Origin of the sequence: Sphingomonas sp. Leaf10 (assembly GCF_001421245.1) — a bacterium.
GTDB lineage: Bacteria > Pseudomonadota > Alphaproteobacteria > Sphingomonadales > Sphingomonadaceae > Sphingomonas.
Genome location: NZ_LMKE01000028.1, coordinates 42,390 through 67,856, shown reverse-complemented (window position 1 = coordinate 67,856; position 25,467 = coordinate 42,390). Strand labels below are relative to the sequence as shown.

Annotated in this window: 25 protein-coding genes; 8 read left to right on the top strand and 17 right to left on the bottom strand. The window is 66.2% G+C overall.

Annotated elements, in window-relative coordinates; translation table 11 throughout:
- Positions 1-60: 60 nt before the first annotated feature.
- Genes ASE59_RS14640 through ASE59_RS14630 form a run of 3 tightly spaced genes read left to right on the top strand, consistent with a single transcriptional unit; the run spans position 61 to position 2,641 of the window.
- Entirely contained in the window at positions 61-840 is a 780-nt protein-coding gene (locus ASE59_RS14640; protein ID WP_056457775.1) for a hypothetical protein, read from the top strand.
- A complete protein-coding gene (locus tag ASE59_RS14635; protein ID WP_056457772.1) occupies positions 837-2,039 on the top strand; it encodes a M48 family metallopeptidase in 1,203 nt (400 codons plus the stop codon). The genes ASE59_RS14640 and ASE59_RS14635 overlap by 4 nt, the downstream gene beginning before the upstream one ends.
- 2 nt (positions 2,040-2,041) lie before the next feature.
- Positions 2,042-2,641, top strand: a complete 600-nt coding sequence (locus tag ASE59_RS14630; RefSeq protein ID WP_056457821.1) for a hypothetical protein — start codon at positions 2,042-2,044, stop codon at positions 2,639-2,641.
- Here the strand turns inward: ASE59_RS14630 and ASE59_RS14625 are convergent, their stop codons facing one another.
- Positions 2,642-3,514, bottom strand: a complete 873-nt coding sequence (locus ASE59_RS14625; RefSeq protein WP_200913298.1) for a DMT family transporter — start codon at positions 3,512-3,514, stop codon at positions 2,642-2,644.
- Positions 3,515-3,609: 95 nt separating this feature from the next.
- On the opposite strand from ASE59_RS14625, the gene ASE59_RS14620 reads away from it, so the two are divergent.
- Positions 3,610-4,698 (top strand): alkene reductase, encoded by a 1,089-nt coding sequence (locus ASE59_RS14620; protein ID WP_056457766.1) that lies wholly within the window; start codon positions 3,610-3,612, stop codon positions 4,696-4,698.
- Position 4,699: 1 nt separating this feature from the next.
- On the opposite strand, the gene ASE59_RS14615 is transcribed toward ASE59_RS14620, so the two are convergent.
- The 6 genes from ASE59_RS14615 to ASE59_RS14590 form a co-directional block, all read right to left on the bottom strand.
- Positions 4,700-5,377, bottom strand: coding sequence for a head GIN domain-containing protein (locus ASE59_RS14615; protein WP_056457763.1), 678 nt, complete (start codon positions 5,375-5,377; stop codon positions 4,700-4,702).
- A 40-nt stretch (positions 5,378-5,417) separates the two neighbouring features.
- The gene (locus ASE59_RS14610) at positions 5,418-6,116 is read right to left on the bottom strand and encodes a head GIN domain-containing protein (protein WP_082458483.1); all 699 of its coding nucleotides are present in this window, start codon (positions 6,114-6,116) and stop codon (positions 5,418-5,420) included.
- A gap of 125 nt (positions 6,117-6,241) precedes the next feature.
- Positions 6,242-6,775, bottom strand: a complete 534-nt coding sequence (locus ASE59_RS14605) for a CarD family transcriptional regulator (RefSeq protein WP_055757298.1) — start codon at positions 6,773-6,775, stop codon at positions 6,242-6,244.
- Between the two features lie 267 nt (positions 6,776-7,042).
- A complete protein-coding gene (gene fdxA / locus ASE59_RS14600) occupies positions 7,043-7,381 on the bottom strand; it encodes a ferredoxin FdxA (RefSeq protein ID WP_055757295.1) in 339 nt (112 codons plus the stop codon).
- 39 nt (positions 7,382-7,420) lie between these two features.
- Positions 7,421-7,744: an RNA-binding S4 domain-containing protein gene (locus ASE59_RS14595; protein ID WP_056457757.1), complete on the bottom strand. Its 324-nt coding sequence runs from the start codon at positions 7,742-7,744 to the stop codon at positions 7,421-7,423.
- Positions 7,744-10,251: a helicase-related protein gene (locus ASE59_RS14590; protein WP_056457754.1), complete on the bottom strand. Its 2,508-nt coding sequence runs from the start codon at positions 10,249-10,251 to the stop codon at positions 7,744-7,746. Before ASE59_RS14590 ends, ASE59_RS14595 begins: the two co-directional genes overlap by 1 nt.
- A 198-nt stretch (positions 10,252-10,449) precedes the next feature.
- Here ASE59_RS14590 and ASE59_RS14585 point away from each other — a divergent pair, with 198 nt between their 5' ends.
- Positions 10,450-11,901, top strand: coding sequence for a M23 family metallopeptidase (locus tag ASE59_RS14585; RefSeq protein WP_056457752.1), 1,452 nt, complete (start codon positions 10,450-10,452; stop codon positions 11,899-11,901).
- Here ASE59_RS14585 and ASE59_RS14580 read toward each other — a convergent pair whose 3' ends face one another.
- From ASE59_RS14580 to hemE, 10 genes are all read right to left on the bottom strand, one after another.
- Positions 11,902-13,551 carry an ATP-binding protein gene (locus ASE59_RS14580; protein WP_056457749.1) on the bottom strand — a complete coding sequence of 550 codons (1,650 nt, stop codon included), beginning with the start codon at positions 13,549-13,551 and terminating at the stop codon, positions 11,902-11,904. It lies immediately after the preceding gene.
- A gap of 391 nt (positions 13,552-13,942) precedes the next feature.
- Positions 13,943-14,869, bottom strand: a complete 927-nt coding sequence (locus ASE59_RS14575) for a ParB/RepB/Spo0J family partition protein (RefSeq protein WP_056457746.1) — start codon at positions 14,867-14,869, stop codon at positions 13,943-13,945.
- Positions 14,866-15,645, bottom strand: coding sequence for a ParA family protein (locus tag ASE59_RS14570; protein ID WP_056457743.1), 780 nt, complete (start codon positions 15,643-15,645; stop codon positions 14,866-14,868). Before ASE59_RS14570 ends, ASE59_RS14575 begins: the two co-directional genes overlap by 4 nt.
- A complete protein-coding gene (rsmG, locus tag ASE59_RS14565; RefSeq protein WP_056457740.1) occupies positions 15,642-16,262 on the bottom strand; it encodes a 16S rRNA (guanine(527)-N(7))-methyltransferase RsmG in 621 nt (206 codons plus the stop codon). Before rsmG ends, ASE59_RS14570 begins: the two co-directional genes overlap by 4 nt.
- Positions 16,259-18,085: a tRNA uridine-5-carboxymethylaminomethyl(34) synthesis enzyme MnmG gene (gene mnmG / locus ASE59_RS14560; RefSeq protein WP_056457737.1), complete on the bottom strand. Its 1,827-nt coding sequence runs from the start codon at positions 18,083-18,085 to the stop codon at positions 16,259-16,261. Before mnmG ends, rsmG begins: the two co-directional genes overlap by 4 nt.
- Before the next feature lie 21 nt (positions 18,086-18,106).
- Entirely contained in the window at positions 18,107-19,393 is a 1,287-nt protein-coding gene (mnmE, locus tag ASE59_RS14555) for a tRNA uridine-5-carboxymethylaminomethyl(34) synthesis GTPase MnmE (protein ID WP_056457734.1), read from the bottom strand.
- Entirely contained in the window at positions 19,383-19,613 is a 231-nt protein-coding gene (locus ASE59_RS14550) for a DUF6489 family protein (RefSeq protein ID WP_056457732.1), read from the bottom strand. Before ASE59_RS14550 ends, mnmE begins: the two co-directional genes overlap by 11 nt.
- Before the next feature lie 199 nt (positions 19,614-19,812).
- Entirely contained in the window at positions 19,813-21,069 is a 1,257-nt protein-coding gene (gene rho, locus ASE59_RS14545) for a transcription termination factor Rho (protein ID WP_056457730.1), read from the bottom strand.
- A gap of 141 nt (positions 21,070-21,210) precedes the next feature.
- The gene (locus ASE59_RS14540) at positions 21,211-21,666 is read right to left on the bottom strand and encodes a CopD family protein (RefSeq protein WP_056457727.1); all 456 of its coding nucleotides are present in this window, start codon (positions 21,664-21,666) and stop codon (positions 21,211-21,213) included.
- Positions 21,663-22,697: a uroporphyrinogen decarboxylase gene (hemE, locus tag ASE59_RS14535; protein WP_056457725.1), complete on the bottom strand. Its 1,035-nt coding sequence runs from the start codon at positions 22,695-22,697 to the stop codon at positions 21,663-21,665. Before hemE ends, ASE59_RS14540 begins: the two co-directional genes overlap by 4 nt.
- A gap of 307 nt (positions 22,698-23,004) precedes the next feature.
- Between hemE and ASE59_RS14530 the strand changes: the two genes are divergently transcribed.
- From ASE59_RS14530 to ASE59_RS14520, 3 genes are read left to right on the top strand one after another with little or no spacing between them, the layout of a single operon-like run.
- On the top strand, positions 23,005-23,823 hold the full coding sequence (locus ASE59_RS14530; RefSeq protein WP_056457721.1) for a pyruvate, water dikinase regulatory protein: 819 nt from the start codon (positions 23,005-23,007) through the stop codon (positions 23,821-23,823).
- Positions 23,820-24,416 carry a Maf family protein gene (locus ASE59_RS14525; protein WP_082458481.1) on the top strand — a complete coding sequence of 199 codons (597 nt, stop codon included), beginning with the start codon at positions 23,820-23,822 and terminating at the stop codon, positions 24,414-24,416. The genes ASE59_RS14530 and ASE59_RS14525 overlap by 4 nt, the downstream gene beginning before the upstream one ends.
- Positions 24,413-25,222 carry a shikimate dehydrogenase family protein gene (locus ASE59_RS14520; RefSeq protein WP_056457718.1) on the top strand — a complete coding sequence of 270 codons (810 nt, stop codon included), beginning with the start codon at positions 24,413-24,415 and terminating at the stop codon, positions 25,220-25,222. Before ASE59_RS14525 ends, ASE59_RS14520 begins: the two co-directional genes overlap by 4 nt.
- The last annotated feature ends 245 nt before the right edge of the window (positions 25,223-25,467 follow it).

Below are 25,467 nucleotides of genomic sequence, written 5' to 3'. Positions count from 1 at the left end.
CGGCTTGTGCGGCGATGATCGCGGCGATATCGTAGACAGAATATCGAGCTGGGGGGCTTTATGAACGTTGGTCGGATGCTGGCCGTCGCGGTTGCGGCGGTGCTGTCGTTGGCGGTCGTCGATGCGAGCGCGCAGGAGCGTACCGCGGCGAAGGCCGGGTTCGAACTGCCCGCCGGCAGCGGCAAGACGATCCTGGTCTTCCGTCCGACCGTGTCGGTCGGTGCGCAATCGACCGGCGGCATGTTCGAACCCAATGGCGACTGGACCGAACAGGCGCGCAAGAATCTCGAAACCGCGCTTGCCGAACAGCAGCAGCGGCTGGGCAACAAGGTGATTACCGCGCCCGACAGCTATGGCGCCGATGCACAGCTGGTCGAGGAATATGCCGGATTGTTCGCGGCGGTGTCGCAATCGGTCATCAACTATCAGTTCTTCCCCGGCAACCGCCTGCCGACCAAGAAGCGCGACAACAAGTCGAGCGTGTTCGACTGGTCGCTGGGCAGCGGCATCGCCGCACTGCCCGGTGCCAAGGATGCCGACTATGCGCTGTTCCTGTATAACAAGGACGCGTACGGATCGACCGGGCGCAAGATCCTGCAGGTCGTGGCGCTGCTCGGGCCGGGCGTCGCGGTCAAGTCGGGCGAACATGCTGGCTATGCCGGACTGGTCAATCTGAAGACCGGTGAACTGGTCTGGCTGAACGCCGACAATGCCATGGGCGGTGACGTGCGGACGCCGGAGGGTGCGCAGAAGCGGATCAGCCAGTTGCTCGAAGGGATTCCCGGCAGCACCGCGGCCCCGGCCGCAGCGGCGACGCCGGTCAAGACCGCCGCGCGATGACCGCGTTCGCGCGCGGCGCGGCGGCGCTGGTCGCGCTGCTCGCCATCGCGGCAGCCCCGATCGGCAAGGCGCCGCCCCCGCCACCCTATGCCGGCATCTACCAGCCGCAGGGCGTCGACGAGATCGGCGCGTGGCGCGAGGCCGATGAGGACGAACGCGCGCTGGCCAACGCCCCCGAGGTGATCCGCGACGAGGCGCTGAACGGTTATGTGCGCGGAGTGCTGTGCGCGACGGTCGGCAAGGACCGCTGCGCTGCGACCCGCATCTACGTCCTGCGAGTGCCGGTCTTCAACGCCAGCATGTCCCCGAACGGCACGATGCGAGTGTATAGCGGCCTGTTGCTCCGCGTTCGTAACGAGGCGGAACTGGGCGCGATCCTCGGCCATGAGTTCGGCCATTTCGAACGCCGCCATTCGCTGGAACGGTTCAAGGCGCAGCGGACCGGCACCGACCTGCTGAGCTGGGCAGCGGTGCTGGCGTCGATGGCACCGGGTTATCAGACGCGCGCCGGATACAACGACATGCGGTGGTCGGTGTACGGCCAGCTGTACCGGTACAAGCGCGATCAGGAACGCGAAGCCGATCTGCTGGGCCTTGGTTATCTGAACGCAGGGATGCTACGCCCGCAGGCAGCGGCCAGCGTCTGGCGCAACGTCATGGCCGAAGCCGAGGCTTCGTCGCGCGCTCGCGGTCTGTCGAAGCCACGCTACGACCTGTTCGCCTTTTCGGCCTCGCATCCGCCTGACGTGGAGCGAGCGGCGACGATGGCAGCGCTCGCCGATCCGCAGGGAGATGGCCGCGACGATGGCGCGGATCGCTATGCGAAGGCGCTGGCGCCATGGCTGCCGACCTTTCTCGACGATCAGATCAAGCTCAACGATTTCGGTGCCAGCGACTATCTGATCGCGATGCTGGCCGAACCGGGCTGGACCCCGCGGCTGTGGCTGGCACGGGGCGATTTGTACCGGACGCGTGGCAATCCGCGCGACCTGGTCAACGCCGCCGAATTCTATGCCAACGCCGTCGCCGGCGATGCCGCACTGGCCGATGCCTATCGCGGCCTGGGTCTTTCGCTGCTCAAGACCGGCCGGCCAAGCGAAGGGCGCGCCGCGCTGCGCCGTTATCTGCACCTGAAACCCGATGCGCCGGATGCTGGCATGATCGCCATGCTCGCCCCGGCCGAACCCGTGGAGCCATGACCATGTCCGTCCGCCGCCTGCGCCGTAGCGCGCTGCTGTTCGCCACCGTCACCCTGATGGCGACCCCGGTCGCCGCCAATGGCTATCGTGAAAAGGGCAAACCGGTCGTCATCGCCGGATCGACGCTCCGCGTCACGCCGCCGCGCGACTGGAACCTGTTGTCGATCCGTCCGGGCAAGAAGGCCGAAACGTGGACGCTGGACGGCGAACAGCTGAACGACGTCACCTGGTATGCCGGGATCGCCGCCGACGAACCGCTGGTCCGCGAAACCAGCCGCAAGCAGAAGCCGTTGCCGAAGCTGAAGCAATCGACGCTGCTGGTCGAGATCCCCGAACTGCTCGAAACGACCTATCGCACCGAACGGCAGATCGCCGATTTCCAGGTCACCGGATCGGCACCCGACCCGTTCCTCAGCCAGCCCGGAATTCGCTTCACTTACAGCTATCTCGACAATGACCGCTTGCCGCGCCGGGGCGAGGCGCGGGCGACGCTGATCGGGGGCAAGCTGTACATGGCGACGTTCGATGCGCCGCGGACCCATTTCTTCGACCGGTCGCTCACCGATTTCCGGGCGCTGACCGATACGGCGACGCTGTCCTGATCAGCGCGCCGGTGGCCGCCGCGCGCTGACCAGTGCCAGCGCGGCGGCGACCAGCACGGCGCCGACAGCGTCGAGCATCGTCAGCCGCTCGCCATAGGCCGCCCAGCCGATCGTCGCCCCGACCAGCGGCTGGACCAGCAGCGCCAGGCCGACGACCAGCGGGCTGAGATGGCCGAGCGCGTAGATCATCAGCCCCTGCCCTGCGATCTGGCTGACCAGCGCCAGTGCCAGCAGCGGGCCCCAGTTTGTCGGCAGGATCGTTTCGCCGAGCGCCATCGCCAGCACCAGCAGCGGCAGCACGCTGGCGATACTTGACAGGGCAAGCGCGGGCACCGGCGCCATCGTCTGACGCACGCGGCGCATCGCGATGAAATAGACCGCGTACAGGACGCCGGCGAGCACGCAGAACAGATCGCCCGCCAGATGGCGCGACGATAATTCAGCCGAGCGCCCGAGCAGCAATACGCCGCCGACCGCCGCCAGCAGCAACGCCGCGCCCTGCCCCCGCGTCGGCCAGCGGCGCATCGCGACAAAGCCGTAGATCGGGAAGATCAGCACCGCGCAATTGCCGAATAGCGTCGCGTTGGCGAGTGTCGTGCGCAGGATGCCGATATGCCAAGCGCCGAGATCGACGGCAAAGGCGACACCGCCGATCAGCAACGGCACCAGCATCGACCCCGCCCGCCCCAATGCACGGCGATCGGTCCAGAACGCAGCGATCAGCAGCACCGGCAACGCCAGCGCGATCCGCCAGAAGGCGGCGGCGACCGGTCCGGTATCGGCCAGCCGCACGAACCACGGCCCGAACGCCAGCGCGACGTTGGCGGTGATGACGGCGGCGATCGCACGGCGCGGCGTTCTTGGGTGCGGCATAATTTTTGTTTCAGGCGTTACCGGCTGCATGTCGCCCCCTACCGCCCTATCTTTGCGGCGTCGCGTGAATTCAATGCTTTCCGGGAGTGTACCCTATGCCGACCCTGTTCGATCCGATTACGTTGGGGGATATCGAAGCGCCGAACCGCGTGTTGATGGCGCCGCTGACGCGCGGCCGGGCGACGCGCGAGCATGTGCCGACCGCGATCATGGCCGATTATTATGCACAGCGTGCCTCGGCCGGGCTGCTGATTTCGGAAGGGACCGGCATCAGCCGCGAAGGACTCGGCTGGCCGTTCGCGCCGGGTCTCTGGACCGACGAACAGGTGGAGGCGTGGAGGCCGGTGACCGACGCCGTCCACCAGGCCGGCGGCCGGATCGTGACCCAGCTATGGCATATGGGCCGGGTGGTGCATCCCGATTTCCTGGGCGGTGCCGCCCCGCTGTCGTCGTCGGCGACGACCGCGCCGGGCAAGGCGCATACCTATGACGGCAAGAAACCGTATGCGGCGGCGCGCGCCGCGACGCTCGACGATATCGCGCGGGTGCTCGACGATTACTCGCGTGCCGCGCGCAATGCGAAGGCCGCCGGGTTCGATGGCGTGCAGCTGCATGCCGCCAATGGCTATCTGATCGACCAGTTCCTGCGCGACGGCGCCAACCACCGCGACGACGCCTATGGCGGGTCGCCCGAAAACCGCATCCGCCTGCTCGGCGAAGTCGTCGACCGGCTGATAGCCGAGGTCGGCGCCGGACGGACGGCGGTGCGCTTCTCGCCCAACGGCGATACGCAGGGGGTGATCGACAGCGATCCGGCATCGGTGTTCGTCCCCGCCGCGAAGCTGCTGGCGGACAAGGGCATCGCCTTCCTCGAACTGCGCGAACCGGGCCCCGACGGCACCTTCGGCAGCGCGACCCAGCCGCGCGTGTCGCCCGAGATCCGCAAGGTCTTTGCCGGCCCGCTGGTGCTGAACCAGGATTATCGCGGCGACACCGCGCAGGCCGAACTCGATACGGGAATTGCCGACGCCATCGCCTTTGGCCGACCGTTCCTCGCCAATCCCAACCTGCCCGAACGGCTCGCGGTCGGTGCAGAGCTGAATGCCGATAATATGGCGACATGGTATTCGCGCGGAGTCGAGGGCTATACCGACTATCCGGTACGCACGCGCGAGGCGGCATAACCTATCCGCAGCGGATCGTCGCGGTGCCACGTTGCTGGCATCGCGGCGAACCCTCGACCGTCACACTGCCCGACCCTTCCGCGCTGACGTCCGCGGTATAGCGTGCGCGGTAGCGGCTGTTGCCGGTACCTTCGCTGCGGACCTGCAAGGTATCGATGGTCAGGGCCGCCGCATCGATGCTGCCGGGACCGTTGACCGCGAACCGGCCCTGTCCGCCCCTGCCCGACAGCGTCAGCTTGCCGCTGCCGATCAGCATCGCGTTGACGACCTCCGCCTCGACCGTGCCCATGGTGACCGTGCCATCGCCGCTGAGCGCGATATCGACGCGGGGACCGGCCATGCGGTCGATGCGGATCGTCCCCGCCCCGTCGGCGGCAACCGCGGCCAGCCGGTCGTTCGACAGCTCGACCACCGGCGAGGATGCGGCGATCGGCCGGCCGCGATCGTCGCGCGCGGCGCTGACGACCAGCGTGCGGCCATCGACACGGACCTGCACCGCATCGATCGATCGCGGATCGCCGACCACCCGGTTCGGCCCCGGGCCGGCGCGGACCTCGACAGTGAACGGCCCATCGACGCGGACACGATCGAAACCGGTCAGCATCAGCTGCCGCTCGACCTGCATGGGTGGAGCAGCGACTTGCGGGGTCAGGGCGAGCGCGATCAGGGCGGCGAGCATGGTTCCTGCATCCCCCGTTGCCTGGCCGTTGGCAAGCGGATCAGCCGCAATCGACGCTGCCGGTTCCGATCCGGTTGACGACACAGCGCGCATCGCGGCCGAGCGTTGCCGATCCGCTGCCGACCAGCGTGACCTGCACCGGCCCGTTGATGTCGGCAGCGACGTCACCGGTACCCGCGACCGATACCGTCGCCCCGTTCGCCTTGACCTGCCGCGCATCGATGTCGCCGGTACCCGCGACCGACAGCGTCAGGTGCCGCACCGCCCCCGCCGCCGCGATCTTGCCAGTGCCGGCGACGGTCAGCGCCGCCTTGTCTCCGCGCAACTGGCCGATCGTCATGTCGCCCGATCCGCTGAGCGTGGCCGCGAAATCGTCGCTCGTCCGGTCGATACTGATATCGCCCGATCCGGCGAGCACCGCGACGCGGATCGCGGGCATGGTGACGTGGACACGGGCGGACGGGGCGCCGCCGCTCCAGATGCCACCGGTCTTGCGACCGATCTTCAGCACCTCGCCTTCGCGACGGATCTCCATCCGATCCTGTACCGCGGCATCCCCTTCGACGCGGACCGCGAAGTCGTTGCCTTGCGTGATCTCGACCTGATCGCCGCTATCGAGCGCGACGCCGGTGAAGTCGCGTAGCGTAGCGACATTCCGCACCGTCGATGCTGAGTCGCGCGCCGGCTCACCGCCGCTACAGCCGGTCAGGCCGATCACCATTGCTGCCGCCCACCGCATGACTCGCTCCCCATCCGTATCAGTGATACGATACACTAAGACAGATGGTTATGCTATTGCGAAGACATAAACGAAAAAGGGGCGACCGTTGCCGGCCGCCCCCATTTCATTTCACCACAGCCCATTCAGGCCGCGGTCTTTTCCTTGTTATAGATTGCCGCGGCATCACGAAGGATTTCGATGATCCGCTCCAGCGCCTTGGGCTCGTCGACCTGCTCCATCGCCGCCAGTTCGCGCGCCAGACGGCTGGCCGCCGCTTCGAAGATCTGGCGTTCGGAATAGCTCTGCTCGGGCTGGTCGTCGGCACGGAACAGGTCGCGGACCACTTCGGCGATCGATACCAAGTCGCCCGAATTGATCTTCGCTTCATATTCCTGCGCCCGGCGCGACCACATGGTCCGCTTGACCTTGGGCTTGCCCTTCAGCGTTTCCATCGCCTCGCGCATCGTCTTGTCCGACGACAGCTTGCGCATGCCGACGCTTTCCGCCTTGTTCGTTGGAACGCGCAGGGTCATGCGCTCCTTTTCGAAGCGCAGCACATAGAGTTCGAGTTGCATGCCAGCGATTTCACTACGCTGGAGTTCGATCACACGGCCAACGCCGTGCTTGGGGTACACGACATAATCGCCGACATCGAAGGACAATGCCTTGGCAGCCATTGGTAACCTTTCCGTGGTCGTCGTTCCGGTGCCATCGTCCTCCGCCAATCGCTGTTCGAACGGCGGCTGGCGGGGTGGTCAGGGAACGTTGCTAAAGGTGATCTCCGGGCGGGGTGCTAGTAGAAATAGCCTCCGTCGCCGCAGTCTATAACATCTTGGTAAGAAAATTACCAGTGCAAAGCCGATCGGCCGAAACCGCATCTGCGGGTCGGCCGTGGTTCCACGTGAAACGATTTGGGACGGTTGCCAGCCGGGCCGGCGCGGCGGTCAGTCGCCGGCGCCCGGTTCGGCCGAGAAATGCTCGATCTTGTTTTCGACACCCTTCCACTTGTCGGCGTCGGGCGGGGTCTGGTTGGCATTGCGCGTGACGTTAGGCCACTGCGCCGAATAGGTATTGTTGAGTTCCAGCCACTGTTCCAACCCGCTTTCGGTGTCGGGCAGGATCGCTTCGGCCGGGCATTCGGGTTCGCACACGCCGCAATCGATGCATTCGCTGGGATTGATGACGAGCATGTTCTCGCCCTCATAGAAACAGTCGACCGGACACACCTCGACGCAGTCCATATATTTGCAGCGGATGCAGGCGTCGGTGACGACGTAGGTCATGGGTCGAACAAGCTCCGGGAAAATCGAATCGAACCCGCGTTATGCCGGGTCTTCGCCCTCGTCAACGGGGGCGGCACCGGTCGGTTCCAGCCGGGTGTAGAGCGTCAGCGCTTCGGCGGGTGGTCCGCGGCGCTGCGGCAGCGCGTCGACCCGCAAAATCTGCACCCGGCCGTTGAGGGGAAAGGCGATGACCATGCCGATCCGCACCGGGCAATGCGCACGGTCGATGCGTCGGCCGTCAATCCGAAGCAACCCCTTGATCGCGATCGCCTGCGCCGCGCTGCGGGTCTTTGCCAGGCGGGCATACCACAGGAAGATGTCGAGCCGCATGTGCGGCGAAGGCTCGGGCGCGCGTGCCGCCATCAACGACGAAACTCGATATCGGCAAGTGCGGCAAAGGCGTTGCCGGGCCGGGGGCGCGGTGCCGGTACCGGTGGCGGACCGCGCCGCCGGGGCGGATGCCAGCGCCATTGCGGCGCCTCGCCTTCCGCCGTGATTGGCCGAAAACCGAGCTGCGCCATCAGCCGCGCGATCGTCTCCGCCTTCAACCCGATCGAGGTCGCCAGCGCCGGATCGGGGGCAAAAGGCGCATTGCCCTGTCGCGCGTCGTGCGCTGCGCGTGCGAGCCGCTCGACCAGATCGACGCGCACCGCCTGCGGACCGAAGCGGCGATAGCCCCACGCCCCCTGCCCCGCCGGCAGCACCGTGGCCGCATTGGGGGCCAGCGGTTCGATGACATGGCCGTCGCGTGCCGCCAGCAACGCCGCCCGCCACCGCGCCGCCGCCGGCTTGAACAGGCGGGCGTCGAACAGGTCGAGCGTTCCGATCGCCACCCCGGCCCTGCGCAGCCGGCGTCGGTCATCGCCGGTGAGCGGCACCAGCATCGCCTCGAACCCATCGCGCGGGGCAATGCCTCCAACCTCGGTCAGTGCCGCCGCGACCGCACGTAGCGCGCCACCCGCCGCCGGATCGCGAGCCAGCGCCGCCAATGCTCCCAGCGTCGGCGCCCGCTTCGACAAGTCGCCCTGTACCCACGCTGCCAGCCGTTCGCGGACCTGCCCCTGCGCCGCACGATCGAGCACGTGCAGGCTGCGATCGAGCGTCACCACCGGACGGTCGAGCGTCGTCCCACCGGTCAGCGTCGCCACCTCCAGTCCGTTCCACGTCAGCACCGGCACCGTGCCCGGATCGGCGACCAGCGCCAGTTCGGCATCGCCCGCGACCGCCAGCTCGGCACCCCGCTTGCGCAATTCGGCCGCCAGCCCCTTTTCGGCGGCGGCGATCAGCAGGCGTTTGTCGGCAACCCGCGTATCGGGCGACACCTCGAACCGGAAACCGGTCAGCCGCCCCAGCATATGGCCGTCGACGCTGACTGCGCCGTCAGCCGCGACATCGACCGGCAGATCCGCCGCCCCCGCCCCGATTCGCCGCAGCAGCAATGTCGTCCGCTGATCGACGAAGCGCTGCCGCAACCGGTCGTGCAGTGCGTCCGACAGTTTCTCCTCGACCGCGCGCGTTCGCGCAGCCCAGTGCTCGGGATCGAGCAGCCAGTCGGCGCGGTGGGCGATATAAGCCCAGCTTCGTGCCGCCGCGATTCGGCCGGCGATCGTCTCGACATCGCCGTTCATCTGGTCGAGCCGCTGCAATTCGTCGGCGAACCATTGGTGCGAGATATGCCCCGCCCCCTCGCTCAAATGGCCGAAGATGCGGCCGACGAAGCGGCTGTGCGGATCGGGGCCGAGCTTGCGGAAATCGGGCACGCCGCACGCCGCCCACAGCCTCCGAACCATGACCGGCGAGCGTGCCCGCGCCCGCACCCAATCCTCCTCGGCCAGTCGCTTCAGCACGATCAGGTCGATCGCTTCGGGCGCAGCCGTCAGCACCGGATGGGTCGGTCGTTCGGACAGGCTGTCGATCAGCGCGTCGACGCTGGAAAAATCAGGTTCTCCCCGCCGCCAATAGAGCCGTTCGAGCGGCGGGACATGGTGCCCCTCGATCGCGATCACCTCTTCCGGCGTGAAGGCATTCGGTCCTTCCTCGACCAGTGCGCCGAACGTCCCGTCGCGGTGGTGACGCCCTGCCCGCCCGGCAATTTGCGCCATTTCGGTGACGGTCAGCCGCCGCTGCCGCCGTCCGTCGAACTTGCGCAGCGAGGCGAAGGCGACATGCGCGACGTCGAGGTTCAGCCCCATGCCGATCGCGTCGGTCGCGACGAGGTAATCGACCTCGCCCGACTGAAACATCTCGACCTGCGCATTGCGGGTGCGCGGCGACAGCGCGCCCATCACCACCGCCGCCCCGCCGCGCATCCGGCGGATCGCTTCCGCTACGGCATAGACCTCCTCCGACGAGAAGGCGACGATCGCCGACCGGCGTGGCAGCCGCGACAGTTTCCGCGCGCCGGCGTAGCTGAGCGTGGAAAAGCGCGGGCGCGAGATGATCTCGGCATCCTTCACCAATGCCCGCACCATCGGCCGCAGCGAGTCGGAACCGAGGATCATCGTCTCCTCGCGCCCGCGCGCACGCAGCAGCCGATCGGTGAAGACATGACCGCGTTCGGGATCGGCACCCAGTTGCGCCTCGTCCAGCGCGACAAACGCCGTCTCGCGCTCCAGCGGCATCGATTCGGCGGTACACAGGAACCAGCGCGCCTTGGGTGGGACGATACGTTCCTCGCCGGTGACCAGCGCGACATTCTCGACGCCCTTCAGCGCGACGACCCGGTCGTAATTCTCGCGCGCCAGCAACCGCAGCGGAAATCCGATCATCCCCGACGCATGACCGCACATCCGCTCGATCGCGAGATAGGTCTTGCCGGTATTGGTCGGTCCCAGCACAGCGGTGACCGGGCTACGCGCGAACTGGCTCATCCCCCGCAACATCGGGACTGTCGCGGCACGGCGCAACGGCTTTCGACGGTTCCGCGCGCAGCTTTCGTCCCGCCGCTGCGCGACCACGGTCCGGCGCAGCTTCTATGGCCGGGCCGGATGGTTCATTTGACTTTAAAACCTTGCCTTCACAGGGGGGAGGACCGGGCCGGGTCGATCGGCCGAAGCTGGGGACTAGGCGTGTTTCTGCGCACCGACGAAGGAGTGGAACTGGCCGGCGGCACCAGCGCGCTGCGCTTCGGTCGTGCGCCGGTGGTGGCCGCACCTGCCGCTGCGTGGCGCGGGCGTATCGAGTCGTTCGACTGGACCCCGGATCTGGGCGCGGACATCGGATCGCGCGACTGGTGGCGGGGGCTTACCACCTGCACCGCGCTGTGCGGTGCGGTGTGGATGTTGTCGCCCGGTTTCGATCGCCCGATCTACAGCGCCGTTCCGGCTCCGCTCGATGGTACGGCCTTAGACGAAGCGCGCAGCCTGTCGTTCGGCGCCAGTGCGCTGGGGGGCACCAGCGGCATGCGTCTTGCGGCGACGTCACGGGTCCGCCCACTGGCCAATACGCCCGAACGGCCGATCGTCGAGGCGACCGCGACGCTCGGCAGCGGCGTGGCCGGCGCGTTGCAGCGTACCGGCGTTGGTGCCGGCGAAGCCCAGCAGGTCGCCGCGATGGTCGCCGGTCGCGTCGATCCCACCGAACTGACCCCTGGCACGCGGCTCGATATCACGCTCGGCCGTCGCGACGCGCCCAGCCAACCACGTCCGCTCGAACGCCTCGCCTTCCGCGCGAAGTTCGATCTGGCGCTCGAAGTCGTCCGCGAAGGCGGCACGCTGCGCCTCGACGCACGCCCCATCGCGATCGACCACACCCCGCTGCGTATCCAGGGTCGCGTCGGTGCCAGCCTGTACCGTGCCGCGCGCGCCGCCGGTGCGCCGGCCAAGGCGGTCGAATCCTATATCCGCACCGTCTCCGGCCTCGTCCCGATGGGACAGGTCGGGCAGGACGACCGCTTCGACATCATCGTCGAGCAAGCCCGCGCCGCCACCGGCGAAGTACAGCTCGGCCAGCTGCTCTATGCCGGGCTTGAGGGGCGGCGCGACGTCCGCCTCGTCCGCTGGCAGGATGGCAGCCGCACCGAATGGCTCGATCCCAAGGGGGTGGGCGAGCGCAAGGGTTCGATGATCTGGCCGGTCGCGGCGCGCATCTCGTCCAATTTCGGCTGGCGCGTGCATCCGGTGCTCGGCTTCCGTCGGCTGCACAAGGGCATGGACTTCGCCGCAGCCTATGGCAGCCCGATCCGCGCAACCACCGATGGCCGGGTCGCGATTGCCGGACGCCATGGTGGCTATGGCAATTTCGTAAAGCTCGACCATGGCGGCGGGCTTGCCACCGGCTATGGCCATATGAGCCGGATCGTCGTCGCGCCCGGCACGCGTGTTACGCGCGGACAGGTGATCGGCTATGTCGGATCGACCGGCCTTTCGACCGGTCCGCACCTGCATTACGAATTGTGGAAGAATGGTGTGCCGGTCAATCCGCGCTCGGTTGCCTTCGCCACGGTGCAACGCTTGCAGGGTGAGGAACTCGGTCGCTTCCGCGCGTTGGTCGGTCACCTGATGGGCGTCACCGCGCGCTGATCAGCGTCCCGTGCGCCAGCGGCGGATAGTGCGTTCGACCATCGCTTCCTCGCCGCCCGATTCCTGCCACAGCGACGTGAACGACGGCGACCCCGATGCCGGGCGGCGTTCGGCCTCCAGCGGATCGAACGCGACCCGGATCGGCGTCGTCACCCCTTCGCCGACGATGATGCATTCGCGATTGCGCAGCGCCGGGATCGCATCGAGGAACCCGCGCGCATCCTCGGGCATCGCCGCGCGCACGAATGCCTGATCGCGTTCGTTGTTGAGCCGCATGGTCAGGATCGTGCCGCACTGCGACAACACTCCTTCGGCAAGGTCGGAGGGGCGCTGGGTGATCAGCCCCAGCGACACGCCGTATTTGCGCCCTTCCTTGGCGATGCGGCCAAGGATGTTGGCCGCCGCCGAATTGGCGCCCGACCGTTCGTTCGGGACATAACGATGCGCCTCTTCGCAAACGAGCAGTACCGGGCGCGATGCCTCGCCCCGCGACCATAGCGCGAAATCGAACACCAGCCGGCTGAGCACCGCGACGACTACCGACGTGATTTCCGACGGTACGCCCGACACGTCGATGATCGAGATCGGCTTGCCCTGCGCCGGGAAGCGGAACACGCGTCGGACGAACGCCGCCATCGTATCGGCGACCAGCATCCCCGAAAACATGAACGCGTAGCGTGGATCGCCGCGCAACTCCTCGATCCGTGCTTTCAGCCGAAGGAACGGCGCATTGTCGCTGGCCCGGTCGAGCCGCGACATTTCCGCCTGTACGATGTTCGACAGGTCGGTCAGCAGATAGGGGATCGGGGTATCGACGGTAAGGCGCGCGACATCCTGCGCCATGCGGCTCTTGCCCTTGGCGGCGAGCAGGCAACGGGCGAGGATATCGGCCTCCACCTGCCGCGCCGCCCCATCGGGCGACAGCAGGATGTCGCAATGTTCCTGGAAATTGAGCAGCCAATAGGGGAGTTGCAGGTTCGATACATCGAGCAACTCCCCGATACCGACAAAGGCCGCGGCATATTCGCCGTGGGGGTCGATCACGACGATATGCCCATGCGGGCTGTTCTCGCAAATGCGGTGCAGGATTAGCGCGGTCGAGGTGGACTTGCCGGTGCCGGTCGATCCGACCAGTGCGAAATGCTTGCCGAGCAGCGCATCAACATACACGGCGGCTCGCATGTCGGGCGCCATATGGACGCGGCCGACGGTGATATGCGGCCGGTCCTGCTTGGCATAAATCTGCCGCAGCGCGTCGCGCGATACCGGATAGACCGGACTGCCCGGCAAGGGATAGCGGGTAACGCCGCGCCGGAAGCCGCGCAGCCCCTGCGTCGGTTCGGGCCGATAAGCCTCGCCCATCAGGTCGACATCGGCGACCAGGTTGATGCCGTCATCGGCCAGCCGGATCGACCGGATGGCAGCGACGATCCACATCCGCCCGACCTGCATCGTCACCAGCGACCCGACCTGCCCGACTTGTCCGGCCGGATCGTCGGGATCGGTTGCCAGTGCCTGTAACGACGGCAGGTCAAGCAGCAGCCGGCTCGACGCACCGGCAATGTCCAGCAGGACGCCGATCGGTGTCGCAACGTCGATCGATTCGGCCGCCCCGGGAACGGACGATGGCGGGCGGGTGTGAGGCGTCATGCCCGGTAAGGTACGGCCGGACCCGTAAATTTTGCGTGTTTAGGTAGGATCGACCTCCACTGACGGTTCGACGTCTTCCCTCCCTGACAAGGGAGGGGTCGCGGGTGGGTCAGCCTGCGAGGGAGCTTTACACAGTCTCTCACCTACCCACCCAAGCGAGCGCAGTGCCCCGCACTGTTCTGGTCATGCCAGGGGCATGACCGACCCAAAGCCCTTGTCAGGGAGGGGAGCAGCTCGCCGATGTTTCAACTGAACGTCGATCGGCACTCGCACGGAGGCGGGAGTCCATATGCGCCAACGTCGCGAATTCGGCCGGAACGTAAGCGATGATGGATTCCCGCCTGCGCGGGAATGACGAAAATTCATGATCGTGGCTGAATGTCGATCGGCCCTATATCCGTTCGCCGCTCAGCCTTTGGCAGACCATGTCGAGCTGCCCCAGCGTCGAATAGCCGACCGTGATCGTTCCACCCTTCTCGCCAAAGACGATATCGACCTTTAGGCCCAGCACGTCGCCTAATTGTCGTTCGAGTGCCCGAAGATCGGCATCGCTCGCGCCGTCTCCGCTGCCGCCCTCGTTCGATGGACGCGGCGTGCGCGCCGGCTTGTCTTCGCGCGGTTCGCGCGCGTTGCGTGCCAGTCGCTCGGCATCGCGGACCGAGAGCCCCTTGGCGACGACCTTTTCGGCGATCGTCTCGGCCCCCGGCACATGGATCAGCGCACGGGCATGGCCCATGCTCAGCCGTTGATCGCCGACCATGTCCTGAATCGGCTTGGGCAGTTCCAACAGGCGCAGCAAGTTGGTGACGTGGCTGCGCGACTTGGCGACGAGGTTCGCCAGCGCTTCCTGCGTATGGCCGAACTCGTCGATCAGCCGGCGATAGCCTTCGGCTTCCTCGATCGCGGTCAGGTCTCGACGCTGTATATTCTCGACCAGCGCGATTTCCATCGTCTCGGCATCGGTGAAGTCGCGAACGACCACCGGCACCTCGTGCAGCCGCGCCCGTTGCGCCGCGCGCCAGCGGCGCTCGCCAGCGACGATCTGATAACCCTTGCCATGCGGCCGCACGACGATCGGCTGGATAACGCCGCGTGCCGAGATCGATTCCGCCAGTTCGTCGAGGGCCGATTCATCGAAGAAGCGCCGTGGCTGTCCGGGCAACGGCGACAGCGCGGTCACCGGCATCTGGCGAACGCCGCTCGGTGGGCCGGAATTGCGCGGGCCAGTCCCCTCGCCATCAGGCTCGCCCAACAGCGAACTGAGGCCCCGGCCCAATCCTCCGGCACGCGGACGGCGCGGTGCTGCCTGCTCGCTCATGCCGCCTCCGCCAAACCGGGCAGCCGCGCGATCACTTCCCGCGCGAGCGCGATATAGGCTTCCGACCCGGCGCAGCGATAATCATAGATCAGCGCCGGCATACCGTGGCTGGGTGCCTCGGACAGACGGACGTTGCGCGGAATCACCGTATCGAACACTACTTTCCCCAATACCGCGCGCACATCGTCCGACACCTGATCGGTCAGCCGGTTGCGGCGATCATACATGGTCAGGACAACGCCGAGGATTGCCAATCCCGGATTGAACCGTCCCCGGATACGCTCGACCGTCGTAAGCAACTGGCTCAACCCTTCGAGCGCGAAGAACTCGCATTGCAGCGGCACCAGCAGCGCATGGCTCGCCACCATCGCATTGATCGTCAGCAGCCCCAGTGACGGCGGGCAGTCGATCAGGATCACGTCCCATTTGCCGCCGCTTGCTTCGACCACCCGATCTAGCCGGTGGGTGCGCGCTTCGAATTCGATCAGCTCGATCTCGGCGCCCGACAGGTCGACCGTCGCCGGCACGATCGACAGGCGCGGCACCCGCGTCGCGACCGCCGCTTCGTTCAGCATCATGTCGCCGACCAGCAAATCATAGGTCGAATATTCGCGATCGTTGCGACCGATCCCTAGTCCGGTCGAAGCATTACCCTGCGGATCGAGGTCGAGGATGAGCACGTCAAGCCCGGTCGCGGCCAGCGCGGTGCCGACATTGATCGCGGTAGTGGTCTTGCCGACGCCCCCCTTCTGGTTCGCGATGGCGATGCAAATCATGCTCGGCGCACTCCCCTGGCGACCACGATCGACGAGGTCGGATCGGTTACGCTGTGTTCCACGTGGAACGTCCCGGCCCAGTCGACACCGGCCTCTGCAACCTCGTCGGCCGCCGAACGTCCCTTCGGCAACACCCATATCGTATTGGAGTCGCTATGCCGATGGCCGATTGCGAACAGCATCGAAAGTTTCGCGACCGCGCGGGCACTGATGATCGCAGCGGGTCGATCGGCCGCGAGTTTTTCGATTTTCGCCTGATGTACCACGACGTTGGTGAGCCCGAGTTCCGTCGCTACTTCCGCCAGTAGCGTCGCCCGCCGCGTGCGCGGTTCGACCAGCACGACCCGCCGATCGGTAAGGATCGCAGCGACGATGCCCGGAAAGCCTGCGCCCGACCCGATATCGATCCAGTCACCATGGGGTGCGGTTTCGGCGAGCGGTATCAACTGCGCTGAATCGAGCAGATGCCGTTCCCAGATATGCTCGATCGTCGACGCCGCGATCAGGTTCTGTTGCGCCGTTTCCGTGACGATGCGATCGGCGAAACGCGCGAGCAACTCGGTCCGGTCCTTGCCGAAACGCGACTCGATCCAGTCGCGCGCTCCCAATTCGTTCATGCCGCCAACTTGCTCGATCGATGATGCAGCAGGATCGCGACCAGTGCTGCAGGCGTTACCCCCTGGATCCGCCCGGCCGCTGCGAGTGTTTCTGGGGCAGCAGAGGTCAGTCGCTCGACCATTTCGTTCGATAGTCCCGGTACCGCGCGGTAAGCGAAGTCGGACGCCAGATCGACATGATCGACCCGCGCCGCCGCCAATTCAGCCGCCTGCCGTTCCAGATACGGCGCATAGCGCGCATCCTCGATCAGTTCGCCAAGGACGTCATCGCGCTCGACAATCCCAAGATGCTGCGGTTCGATGCCGGCGACCAGCAGCCATTCGCTACCGCTTCGCGTATCGGTACCGCTCACCGGCCCCCCGTTGGCGGCCAGTGCATTGGCGACATGGCGCTTGGCAAGCTGATGCCGCAATGCCTCTCGACGCTCGGCGCGCATGTCCTGTTGCGCCTTCCGTTCAGGCGACAATAATTCTGCGGCGGCACCGATCGTGCCGAGCCGGCTTGCGGCATTATCCGACCGCAGGTGCAGCCGATATTCGGCCCGCGCGGTCATCATTCGATAGGGTTCGGACACACCCTGCAGCACCAGGTCATCGATCATCACCCCGATATAGCTCGACTCACGCGGCAGGAGCAGCGGGTCCAGTCCCAGCGCCGCACCGGCGGCATTCGCCCCGGCCACCAGCCCCTGTCCGCCCGCTTCTTCATAGCCGGTCGTGCCATTGATTTGTCCGGCGAAATACAATCCGGCGAGCGCACGCAACGCCAAGGTCGGGGTTAGCGCGCGCGGATCGATATAATCATACTCGACCGCATAGCCGGGCGTGACGATCTCGACCCGTTCCAGCCCGGCGACACTGCGTAGCATTGCCAGCTGCACATCGGTCGGCAGCGAGGTCGAAACGCCGTTGGGATAGACCAGATGCGTATCGAGGCCCTCGGGTTCGAGGAATATCTGGTGCCCGTCGCGATCGCCGAAGCGATGCACCTTATCCTCGATCGACGGACAATAGCGCGGCCCCCGCCCCTCGATCAAACCGCTGAACAAGGGCGACCGGTCCAGCCCGGCGCGAATGATCTCGTGTGTCTCCGCCGTCGTCCGGGCGATCGCGCAGGCCAGCTGCGGCAGCCGCCGGGCGGGATCGGATAGGGGCGACATCGTCCAGATATCCGTATCGGACGGCTGCTCGGGCAGCGCCGCCCAGTCGATCGTTCGCCCGTCGAGCCGTGGCGGCGTACCGGTCTTCAACCGCGCGATCGGCAGTCCCAGATCGCGCAACTGCTGCCCCAGCCGCGTCGCCGCGCGTTCGCCGGTCCGGCCGCCGACAGCACGCTCCTCGCCGCGGAACATCGTTCCGCCCAGGAAGGTACCAGTCGCCAACACGACCGTCTTCGCCGCGATCCGCGTTCCATCGGCGAGTTCGACACCGCTGACCCGATCCCCTTCGACCGACAGCGCCACGGTATCCCCCGCGATGACCGTCAGCTTCGGATGCGCCAACAACGCACGAACCGCCGCCGCATAACGAACCCGGTCGGCCTGTACGCGCGGTCCCTGCACCGCCGAACCCTTCGACCGGTTGAGCATCCGATGATGGATCGCGGCGGCATCCGCCGCGCGTCCCATCAGTCCGTCGAGCGCATCGATTTCGCGGACGATATGTCCCTTGCCCAACCCGCCGATCGCCGGGTTGCACGACATCGCCCCGATCCGCGCCGGTTCGAAATCGATCAACAGCGTGGTCGCGCCGCGCCGTGCTGCGGCCGACGCCGCTTCGGTGCCGGCATGGCCGCCACCGATTACTATCACATCAAAGGTCATGCATAGGTTCCACGTGGAACATCATTTGCCGATACAGAAGCGACCGAACAGATCATCGAGAACCGCCTCGGTCGCACGCATCCCGGTCAGTGCCGCGAATGCCTGAACGCCATAGCGCAGTTCTTCGGCGAGCAACAGTGGATCCTGTTGGTCGGCAGCACGACGTAAAGTTGCGGCCGCGATACGGGAATGCCCGGCTTGCCGCCGGTTGAGCGCCAGGTCATCGATCCTCGGCAACAACGTCCCGGCTTGTTCCTCCAGCGTCCGCCACAACGTGTCGAGACCCGCACCGGTCGTCGCCGATACCGCGATCCGATCCGCAGGGACGCTCCCGTCACGGACGTCGCAGCGTGCGTGCAGCGCAATCGCCTCGACCGGTGCCGGGTCATCGCCCAGCCACAATACGATATCAGCCGTGGCCATTGATCTCGTCGCGCGATCGATCCCGATCCGCTCGATCGCATCGCTGGTGTGTTCGCGAAGTCCGGCGGTGTCGAGAAACAGCCAGGCGATGCCATTGCGGGTAACGGGTATCTCGATCACGTCGCGCGTCGTGCCGGCCACCGGCGAAACGATCGCCGCCTCGCGACCGACCAGCGCGTTGAGCAGGGTCGACTTTCCGGCATTGGGTGGTCCGGCCAACACCACCCGGATGCCATCACGCAACCGCTCGACCGGCGGTATCGCGAGCACCGTCTCGATCGCATCGGCCAAGGCACCGGCATCGCGCCGGACGCTCATCAACACCTCGTCACCGGCGTCGACATCGTCTTCGTCGGCGTGGTCGAGCACTGCTTCGACCATCGCCGACAGCCGCGTGGCGATGGCGGTCCATTCGGCGACGGTCCGCCGCAACCGTCCGTCGCTATTCGCCAATGCCATGCGGCGCTGCGCATCGGTCTCGGCCGACAACAGGTCGCCCAGCCCCTCGGCCTCGGTCAGGTCGATCCGCCCGTTCGCCAGTGCCCGCCGCGTGAACTCGCCGGGTTCGGCGGAGCGCAGCCCATCCATCGCCCCGAGCGTCCGCTCGACTGCGGCAACCACCGCCCGCCCGCCATGGAGATGCAGCTCGACCAGATCCTCTCCGGTCGCGGTCGCCGGTCCCGGAAACACCAACACCAACGCACGGTCGAGCAATTGTCGGTCGACCGGGTCGCACAACATGCGGACGCCCGCCCGTCGGGGCGGCGGCAGGCCGCCGGCCAATCGGGTAGCGGCGGCGACGGCACCCGGCCCCGACATACGCAGCACGGCGATCGCCGCAGGCGGACGCCCGCTCGATACCGCAAAGATCGTGTCAGCCGCCACGGCCCGTCGTCTCGAACATCTTGCGCCAGAAGGTCATGCCCGCTTCGCCCATTGGCGCCCAGCTCTGCATCAACTGGTTGAGCAGTTCGGGACTGACGCCCTTTTCCATCGTATCGGTCAGCATCGCGACATAGCGTTCATGGACCGGCGTGAAGTCGGGCAAGCCCATCGCACGGCGCGCTTCCTCCGGGGTGCAATCGACTTCGACGTGGATTTTCATGGGAGCCCTTCCCGATGGGAGTGATGACATATGATAGGGGGAATTATCGCGGAATGCGACAACGCCCGCCTTTCCGGATGGAGAAGCGGGCGTTGGGTCTGGGGCGGACGCGGGCGAAGCCCGCGTCGTCGGTCGGGGCGGTGCCCCGCCGGCCGGATCGATACGAGTCAGGCAGCGGCACGCCGCCTGCCGCATTCGATCACTGGTTCATGCTGTCGAAGAAATCCTCGTTGGTCTTCGAATTCTTCATCTTGTCGAGCAGGAACTCCATCGCGTCGATGGTGCCCATCTGCATCAGGATGCGGCGCAGGACCCACATCTTCGACAGCTTGGTCTTGTCGACCAACAGCTCTTCCTTGCGGGTGCCCGACTTGCCGACATCCAGCGCCGGGAAGATGCGCTTGTCCGCCACCTTGCGGTCGAGGACGATTTCCGAGTTGCCGGTGCCCTTGAACTCTTCGAAAATGACTTCGTCCATTCGGCTGCCGGTATCGATCAACGCGGTGGCGATGATCGACAGCGACCCGCCTTCCTCGATGTTACGCGCCGCACCGAAGAAGCGCTTCGGCCGCTGGAGCGCATTGGCGTCGACACCGCCGGTCAGCACCTTGCCCGACGACGGCACGACCGTATTGTAGGCTCGGCCGAGACGCGTGATCGAATCGAGCAGGATCACTACGTCTTTCTTGTGCTCGACCAGCCGCTTGGCCTTTTCGATCACCATCTCGGCGACCTGGACGTGACGCTGCGCGGGTTCATCGAAGGTCGAGGACACGACCTCGCCCTTCACGCTGCGCTGCATGTCGGTGACTTCTTCCGGGCGTTCGTCGATCAGCAGGACGATCAGGAACACTTCGGGATGATTGTCGGTGATCGCCTTCGCCATGTTCTGCAACATGACGGTCTTGCCGACGCGCGGTGGTGCTACGATCAGCGTGCGCTGGCCCTTGCCCTGCGGACTGACGATATCGATTACCCGCGCCGACTTGTCCTTGACCGTCGGGTCGAGCTGGTCGAGCGTCAGCTTCTGTTCGGGATAGAGCGGCGTCAGATTGTCGAAATTGACCCGGTGGCGGACCGCATCGGGATCGTCGAAATTGACAGAGACCAGCTTGCTCAGCGCGAAATAGCGCTCGCCATCCTTGGGCGCGCGAACCTCGCCCTCGACAGTATCGCCGGTGCGCAGGCCATGCTTGCGGACCTGGTTCGGCGATACATAGATATCGTCCGGGCCGGCCAGGTAATTGGCCTCCGGGCTGCGCAGGAAGCCGAAGCCGTCCTGCAGAACCTCGATCGTGCCGACCCCCATGATCTGCTCGCCATTTTCGGCGCGCGCCTTCAGGATCGCGAACATCAGGTCTTGCTTGCGCATCGTCGACGCGCCTTCGACGCCCAGTTCCTCGGCCATCGAGACCAGGTCGGCGGGCGCGTGTTTCTTTAAATCTTTGAGATGCATCGGGGGGTGGTCCAGATCAGCGAGGTAGAGGCAAGGTCGGCAGAAAAGGCGGACACAAGCGGCTGGGACGGGCGCACCGAGGACCGAGCGCCACTGCTGATCGACCTAGGTCGCACCTTGCCTCAAGTCAAGCGTCGCTGCTTAGAACGGCTTCACCACCGCCAGCACCACCGCCGCGATCGCCGCCAGCGCGGGCACCTCGTTCGCCAGCCGCAACTGCTTCGGCGTCAGCGTCGGCCGCCCCGCCGCCAACTTCTTCGCATAGCCGACCGCCCAGCCGTGATAGCCGCTCAGCAACACCACCACCAACAGCTTGGCGTGAAGCCAGCCCAGCCCGGCACCACCATCGAACAGCCCGACATTGGCGGCCAGCAACAGCCCCAGCACCCACACGATCACCATCGCCGGGGTCAGGATCATCCGCTTGAGCAACGCCTCACGCCGGATCCAGCGCGGCGGCTCGGCGGGATCGCTCAACCCCTCCTGATGATGCACCAGATAGCGCGGCAGCATGAACAGCCCCGCCATCCAGAAGATGACAAAGATGATGTGCGCCGCCTTCACCCACAGATAAGCGCCGCCCAGAAACCCGCTCACGTGCGCCGCACCCGCGCCACCAGTCGCTCGACATGCGCGATCGGCGTGTCCTGCTGGATGCCATGGCCGAGGTTGAAGACATGCGGGCGATCGGTGAGGGCGGCGAGCACCCGGTCGACCCCGGCGTCCAATGCCTCGCCACCGGCAATCAGCAGCAGCGGGTCGAGATTGCCCTGCACCGGCAAGCCTGTCGGCAGTGCGCGGTCGGCCCAGACCGGATCGACCGTTTCGTCCAGCCCGATCGCGTCGACTCCGGTTTCACGCGCATAGGCGGCGAGCTTGCCGCCGGCCCCCTTGGGAAAGCCGATGATCGGCACCTGTACGCGCGCCCGCAACCCTTCGACGATCGCTACCGTCGGTGCGATCACCCAGCGTTCGAACTCGGTGGGGGCCAGGCTGCCGGACCAGCTGTCGAACAACTGTACCGCCTCGACCCCGGCTTCGACCTGACCGACAAGATAGTCGACCGTCATCGCGACGATCCGGTCGACCAGCGCCTGGACCGCCGCCGGATCACCATAGGCCATCCGCCGGGCCTCGGCCTGCTCGCGGCTGCCCTTGCCCGCGATCATGTAGGTGGCGACCGTCCACGGCGATCCTGCGAAGCCGAGAAACGTCGTCGCTTCCGGCAACGCCGCTGCGACACCGCGCACCGTCGCATATACCGGGTCGAGGATCGTCGCATCGGGTACCAGCGCATCGATTGCCGCCCGCGTCCGCAGTTCGGGTGCCAGTCGCGGCCCCTCCCCCACCTCGAACCACAGCTTCTGCCCCAGCGCGTTCGGCACCATAAGGATGTCGCTGAACAGGATCGCCCCGTCGAACGCGAAGCGGCGCAACGGTTGCAACGTCACTTCGGTCGCAGCAGCCGGATCGTTCACGAGATCAAGGAAGCCCCCCTTCTCGGCCCGTAGCGCGCGATATTCGGGCAGGTAGCGCCCCGCCTGTCGCATGAGCCACATCGGCGGCACGGACAGCTTCTCGCCGGCCAGCACCCGGAGAAGCGGTTTCGGAGAGGGAGAACCGGTCAGCGTCGTCGCTCCTCTACTAATAAGTAGAATCTAATAGGATTGTTGGAAGTGGTTGGGCGGTGGGTAACGGGGCTTATGGTGGATTACCCGAAATGCCAACAGATTGACGCCGCGAAAGCCGCCCAAGTCCGCCGATTCACCCGGCGCCATCCCCGTTATCCACAGCCTATGGGCGGAATCGCTGCCTGTGTCGGGATTGTGGATAAGTCGGGATCGATATCGCGCTTTTCCACAGCTTGGCGGCGGGGGCGAGTTACGCTAGCCCCTGCCCCCGACTTATCCACAGCCTTGTGCAGAAAGGCCCCCGATGCGGCTGCACCTTCACCTCCTGTCCGACTCCACCGGTGAGACGCTGGAGAATATCGCCAAGGCGGCACTGGCCCAGTTCGACGATGTCGATACGATGCGCCATTTCTGGCCGATGGTGCGCTCCGAAGCACATCTCGAACGCATCCTGACCGAGATCGCGGTCAATCCGGGGCTGGTGCTCTACACACTGGTGAACCCGGCCATCCGGCGGATGCTGGAGGCGCGCTGCGCCACACTCGGTTTGCCGATCGTCGCGCCGATGGACGCGGTGAGCAACGCGCTGTCGAGCCTGTTGGGGCAAGAGGCAAAGGCCCGACCGGGGCGGCAGCACAGCCTCGACGCCGCCTATTTCGCGCGTGTCGATGCGATCCAATGGACCATCGCCCATGACGACGGCATCGCGTCGGAGGATTGGGAAGAGGCCGATATCGTCCTCGCCGGCGTGTCGCGTTCCTCGAAAACGCCGACGTCGATCTATCTTGCCAATCGTGGGTACAAGACCGCGAACATCCCGATCGTCGTGGAAAGCCCGCCGCCGCCGATCCTGTTCCGGCTGAACAGCCCGCTGGTCGTCGGGCTGACGACCAGCGCCGACCGGCTGATCGCGATCCGGCGCAACCGGCTGCTATCACTGAACCAGATGCCCGACACCGATTATGTCGAACAGGATGCGGTGGTGCGCGAACTGTCCTTTGCCCGCCGCATGTTCGCCGACAATGGCTGGCCGGTGATCGACGTCACCCGCCGCTCGATCGAGGAAACGGCGGCGGCGATCATCACCCTGTGCAACGAACGCCGTATGGAGCCGCGCGCATGAGCTTCGTCCTCGCCTCGATGAGCGCTACCCGCCGAGCGATGCTCGACGCTGCTGGCATCCCGCATGATGCGATCCCGAGCGGTCTGGATGAAGAAGCGGCCAAGGCAGCGCTTGCCGGTGAAAATCTAAAGCCCCGCGACCTTGCCGATGCGCTGGCCGAGATGAAGGCGATGCGTGCCGCCACCCGTGTCGGCGGGGCGATGGTGCTGGGTGGTGACTCCGTCGTCGCACTGGCCGACGGCACCGTCCTCGACAAGCCGGTCGATCGCGTCGACGCCGCGGCGCATCTCCGCGCCCTGTCGGGTGGTCGCCATGATCTGTTCAGTGCGGCGGTATTCGTCGAGGGGGGCCGTCCGGTCTGGCGCCATATCGGCCATGCCAAGCTGACCGTCCGCCCGCTCTCCGACGCATTCATCGAAACCTATCTCGATGCCGAATGGCCCGCCATTGCCGGTTGCGTCGGCTGTTTCCGGATCGAGGGGCCGGGGGTGCAGTTGTTCGACCATATCGACGGCGATCACTGGACGATCCTCGGCATGCCCTTGCTCGAAATAGCGCGCTATCTGCGCCAACGGGGAATGTTACCCGCATGAAGCCCTATGCCGAAGTGATCGGCGATCCGATCGCCCAGTCCAAATCGCCGCTGATCCACGGCTTCTGGCTCGACCAGCTCGGCATCGATGCCGAGTATAGAAGGTTCCACGTGAAACCCGAGGCGCTGGGGGACTATTTCGCGGCGCGCCGTACAGATCCGCACTGGCGCGGCTGCAACGTCACTGTCCCGCACAAGCTGGCTGCACTCGATCATGTCGCCGATCCGGGCGACGTGCGCGGATCGATCGGTGCGATCAACACCGTGTTCCGTGGCGAAGGCGGCGCGTGGATCGGCACCAATACCGACGCCGCCGGGTTTCATGCGCCGATTGCCGGCCTGGACCTGACGAAGCAGCCGGTCGTGGTGATCGGCGCCGGTGGTGCGGCCCGCGCAATCCTGTTCGGGCTATCGAAACTCGGCGTTGGCCGGGTGACGATCCTCAACCGCAATCCGCTGAAAGCTGCGGCGTTGCTCGCTACCTTCGGGTTGAAGGGCGATGCCCTGCCGCTGACCGCGCCGCTGCCGTCGGCCAAGCTGCTGGTGAACGCCAGCACGCTCGGCATGACCGGTCAGCCGCCGCTCGACATCGATCTGACGCCATTGCCGCAGGATGCGGTGGTGTATGACGCAGTCTATGCCCCGATCGAAACGCCGCTGCTGGCGCAGGCGCATGACCGCGGGCTGGATACCGTCGACGGCCTCGAAATGCTGGTGGGTCAGGCGGCGCTGGCGTTCGAACTGTTCTTCGGCGCGGCCCCGCCCCGCGACCGCGACGACGAACTGCGCGAACGATTGCTGGCATGAGCGCCATTCGCCCCAGCCACAGCGTACCCTCGCAGGCGGGGGTCCAGAGCCGCGCAAAACGGGCGGTTGCTCTTGGCAACCCTGGACCTCCGCCTGCGTAGGGGGACAGCTGGGTTGCTAAAGCCGATCTAAACGTCGGCGAACTGCTCCCTCCCCGATAAGGGAGGGGCTGGGGGTGGGTCGGCTTGGGGCGGGTGCTGCCGTTCCCTCGCAGGCCGACCCACCCCCGACCCCTCCCTTGTCAG

Bases quoted from the DNA above. Each gene is read 5' to 3' on its own strand.
- ASE59_RS14640 (WP_056457775.1), top strand. From the start codon at position 61: ATGAACGTTGGTCGGATGCTGGCCGTCGCGGTTGCGGCGGTGCTGTCG.
- ASE59_RS14635 (WP_056457772.1), top strand. From the start codon at position 837: ATGACCGCGTTCGCGCGCGGCGCGGCGGCGCTGGTCGCGCTGCTCGCC.
- ASE59_RS14630 (WP_056457821.1), top strand. From the start codon at position 2,042: ATGTCCGTCCGCCGCCTGCGCCGTAGCGCGCTGCTGTTCGCCACCGTC.
- ASE59_RS14625 (WP_200913298.1), bottom strand. From the start codon at position 3,514: ATGCCGCACCCAAGAACGCCGCGCCGTGCGATCGCCGCCGTCATCACC.
- ASE59_RS14620 (WP_056457766.1), top strand. From the start codon at position 3,610: ATGCCGACCCTGTTCGATCCGATTACGTTGGGGGATATCGAAGCGCCG.
- ASE59_RS14615 (WP_056457763.1), bottom strand. From the start codon at position 5,377: ATGCTCGCCGCCCTGATCGCGCTCGCCCTGACCCCGCAAGTCGCTGCT.
- ASE59_RS14610 (WP_082458483.1), bottom strand. From the start codon at position 6,116: ATGCGGTGGGCGGCAGCAATGGTGATCGGCCTGACCGGCTGTAGCGGC.
- ASE59_RS14605 (WP_055757298.1), bottom strand. From the start codon at position 6,775: ATGGCTGCCAAGGCATTGTCCTTCGATGTCGGCGATTATGTCGTGTAC.
- fdxA (WP_055757295.1), bottom strand. From the start codon at position 7,381: ATGACCTACGTCGTCACCGACGCCTGCATCCGCTGCAAATATATGGAC.
- ASE59_RS14595 (WP_056457757.1), bottom strand. From the start codon at position 7,744: ATGGCGGCACGCGCGCCCGAGCCTTCGCCGCACATGCGGCTCGACATC.
- ASE59_RS14590 (WP_056457754.1), bottom strand. From the start codon at position 10,251: ATGAGCCAGTTCGCGCGTAGCCCGGTCACCGCTGTGCTGGGACCGACC.
- ASE59_RS14580 (WP_056457749.1), bottom strand. From the start codon at position 13,551: ATGACGCCTCACACCCGCCCGCCATCGTCCGTTCCCGGGGCGGCCGAA.
- ASE59_RS14575 (WP_056457746.1), bottom strand. From the start codon at position 14,869: ATGAGCGAGCAGGCAGCACCGCGCCGTCCGCGTGCCGGAGGATTGGGC.
- ASE59_RS14570 (WP_056457743.1), bottom strand. From the start codon at position 15,645: ATGATTTGCATCGCCATCGCGAACCAGAAGGGGGGCGTCGGCAAGACC.
- rsmG (WP_056457740.1), bottom strand. From the start codon at position 16,262: ATGAACGAATTGGGAGCGCGCGACTGGATCGAGTCGCGTTTCGGCAAG.
- mnmG (WP_056457737.1), bottom strand. From the start codon at position 18,085: ATGACCTTTGATGTGATAGTAATCGGTGGCGGCCATGCCGGCACCGAA.
- ASE59_RS14550 (WP_056457732.1), bottom strand. From the start codon at position 19,613: ATGAAAATCCACGTCGAAGTCGATTGCACCCCGGAGGAAGCGCGCCGT.
- rho (WP_056457730.1), bottom strand. From the start codon at position 21,069: ATGCATCTCAAAGATTTAAAGAAACACGCGCCCGCCGACCTGGTCTCG.
- ASE59_RS14530 (WP_056457721.1), top strand. From the start codon at position 23,005: ATGCGGCTGCACCTTCACCTCCTGTCCGACTCCACCGGTGAGACGCTG.
- ASE59_RS14525 (WP_082458481.1), top strand. From the start codon at position 23,820: ATGAGCTTCGTCCTCGCCTCGATGAGCGCTACCCGCCGAGCGATGCTC.
- ASE59_RS14520 (WP_056457718.1), top strand. From the start codon at position 24,413: ATGAAGCCCTATGCCGAAGTGATCGGCGATCCGATCGCCCAGTCCAAA.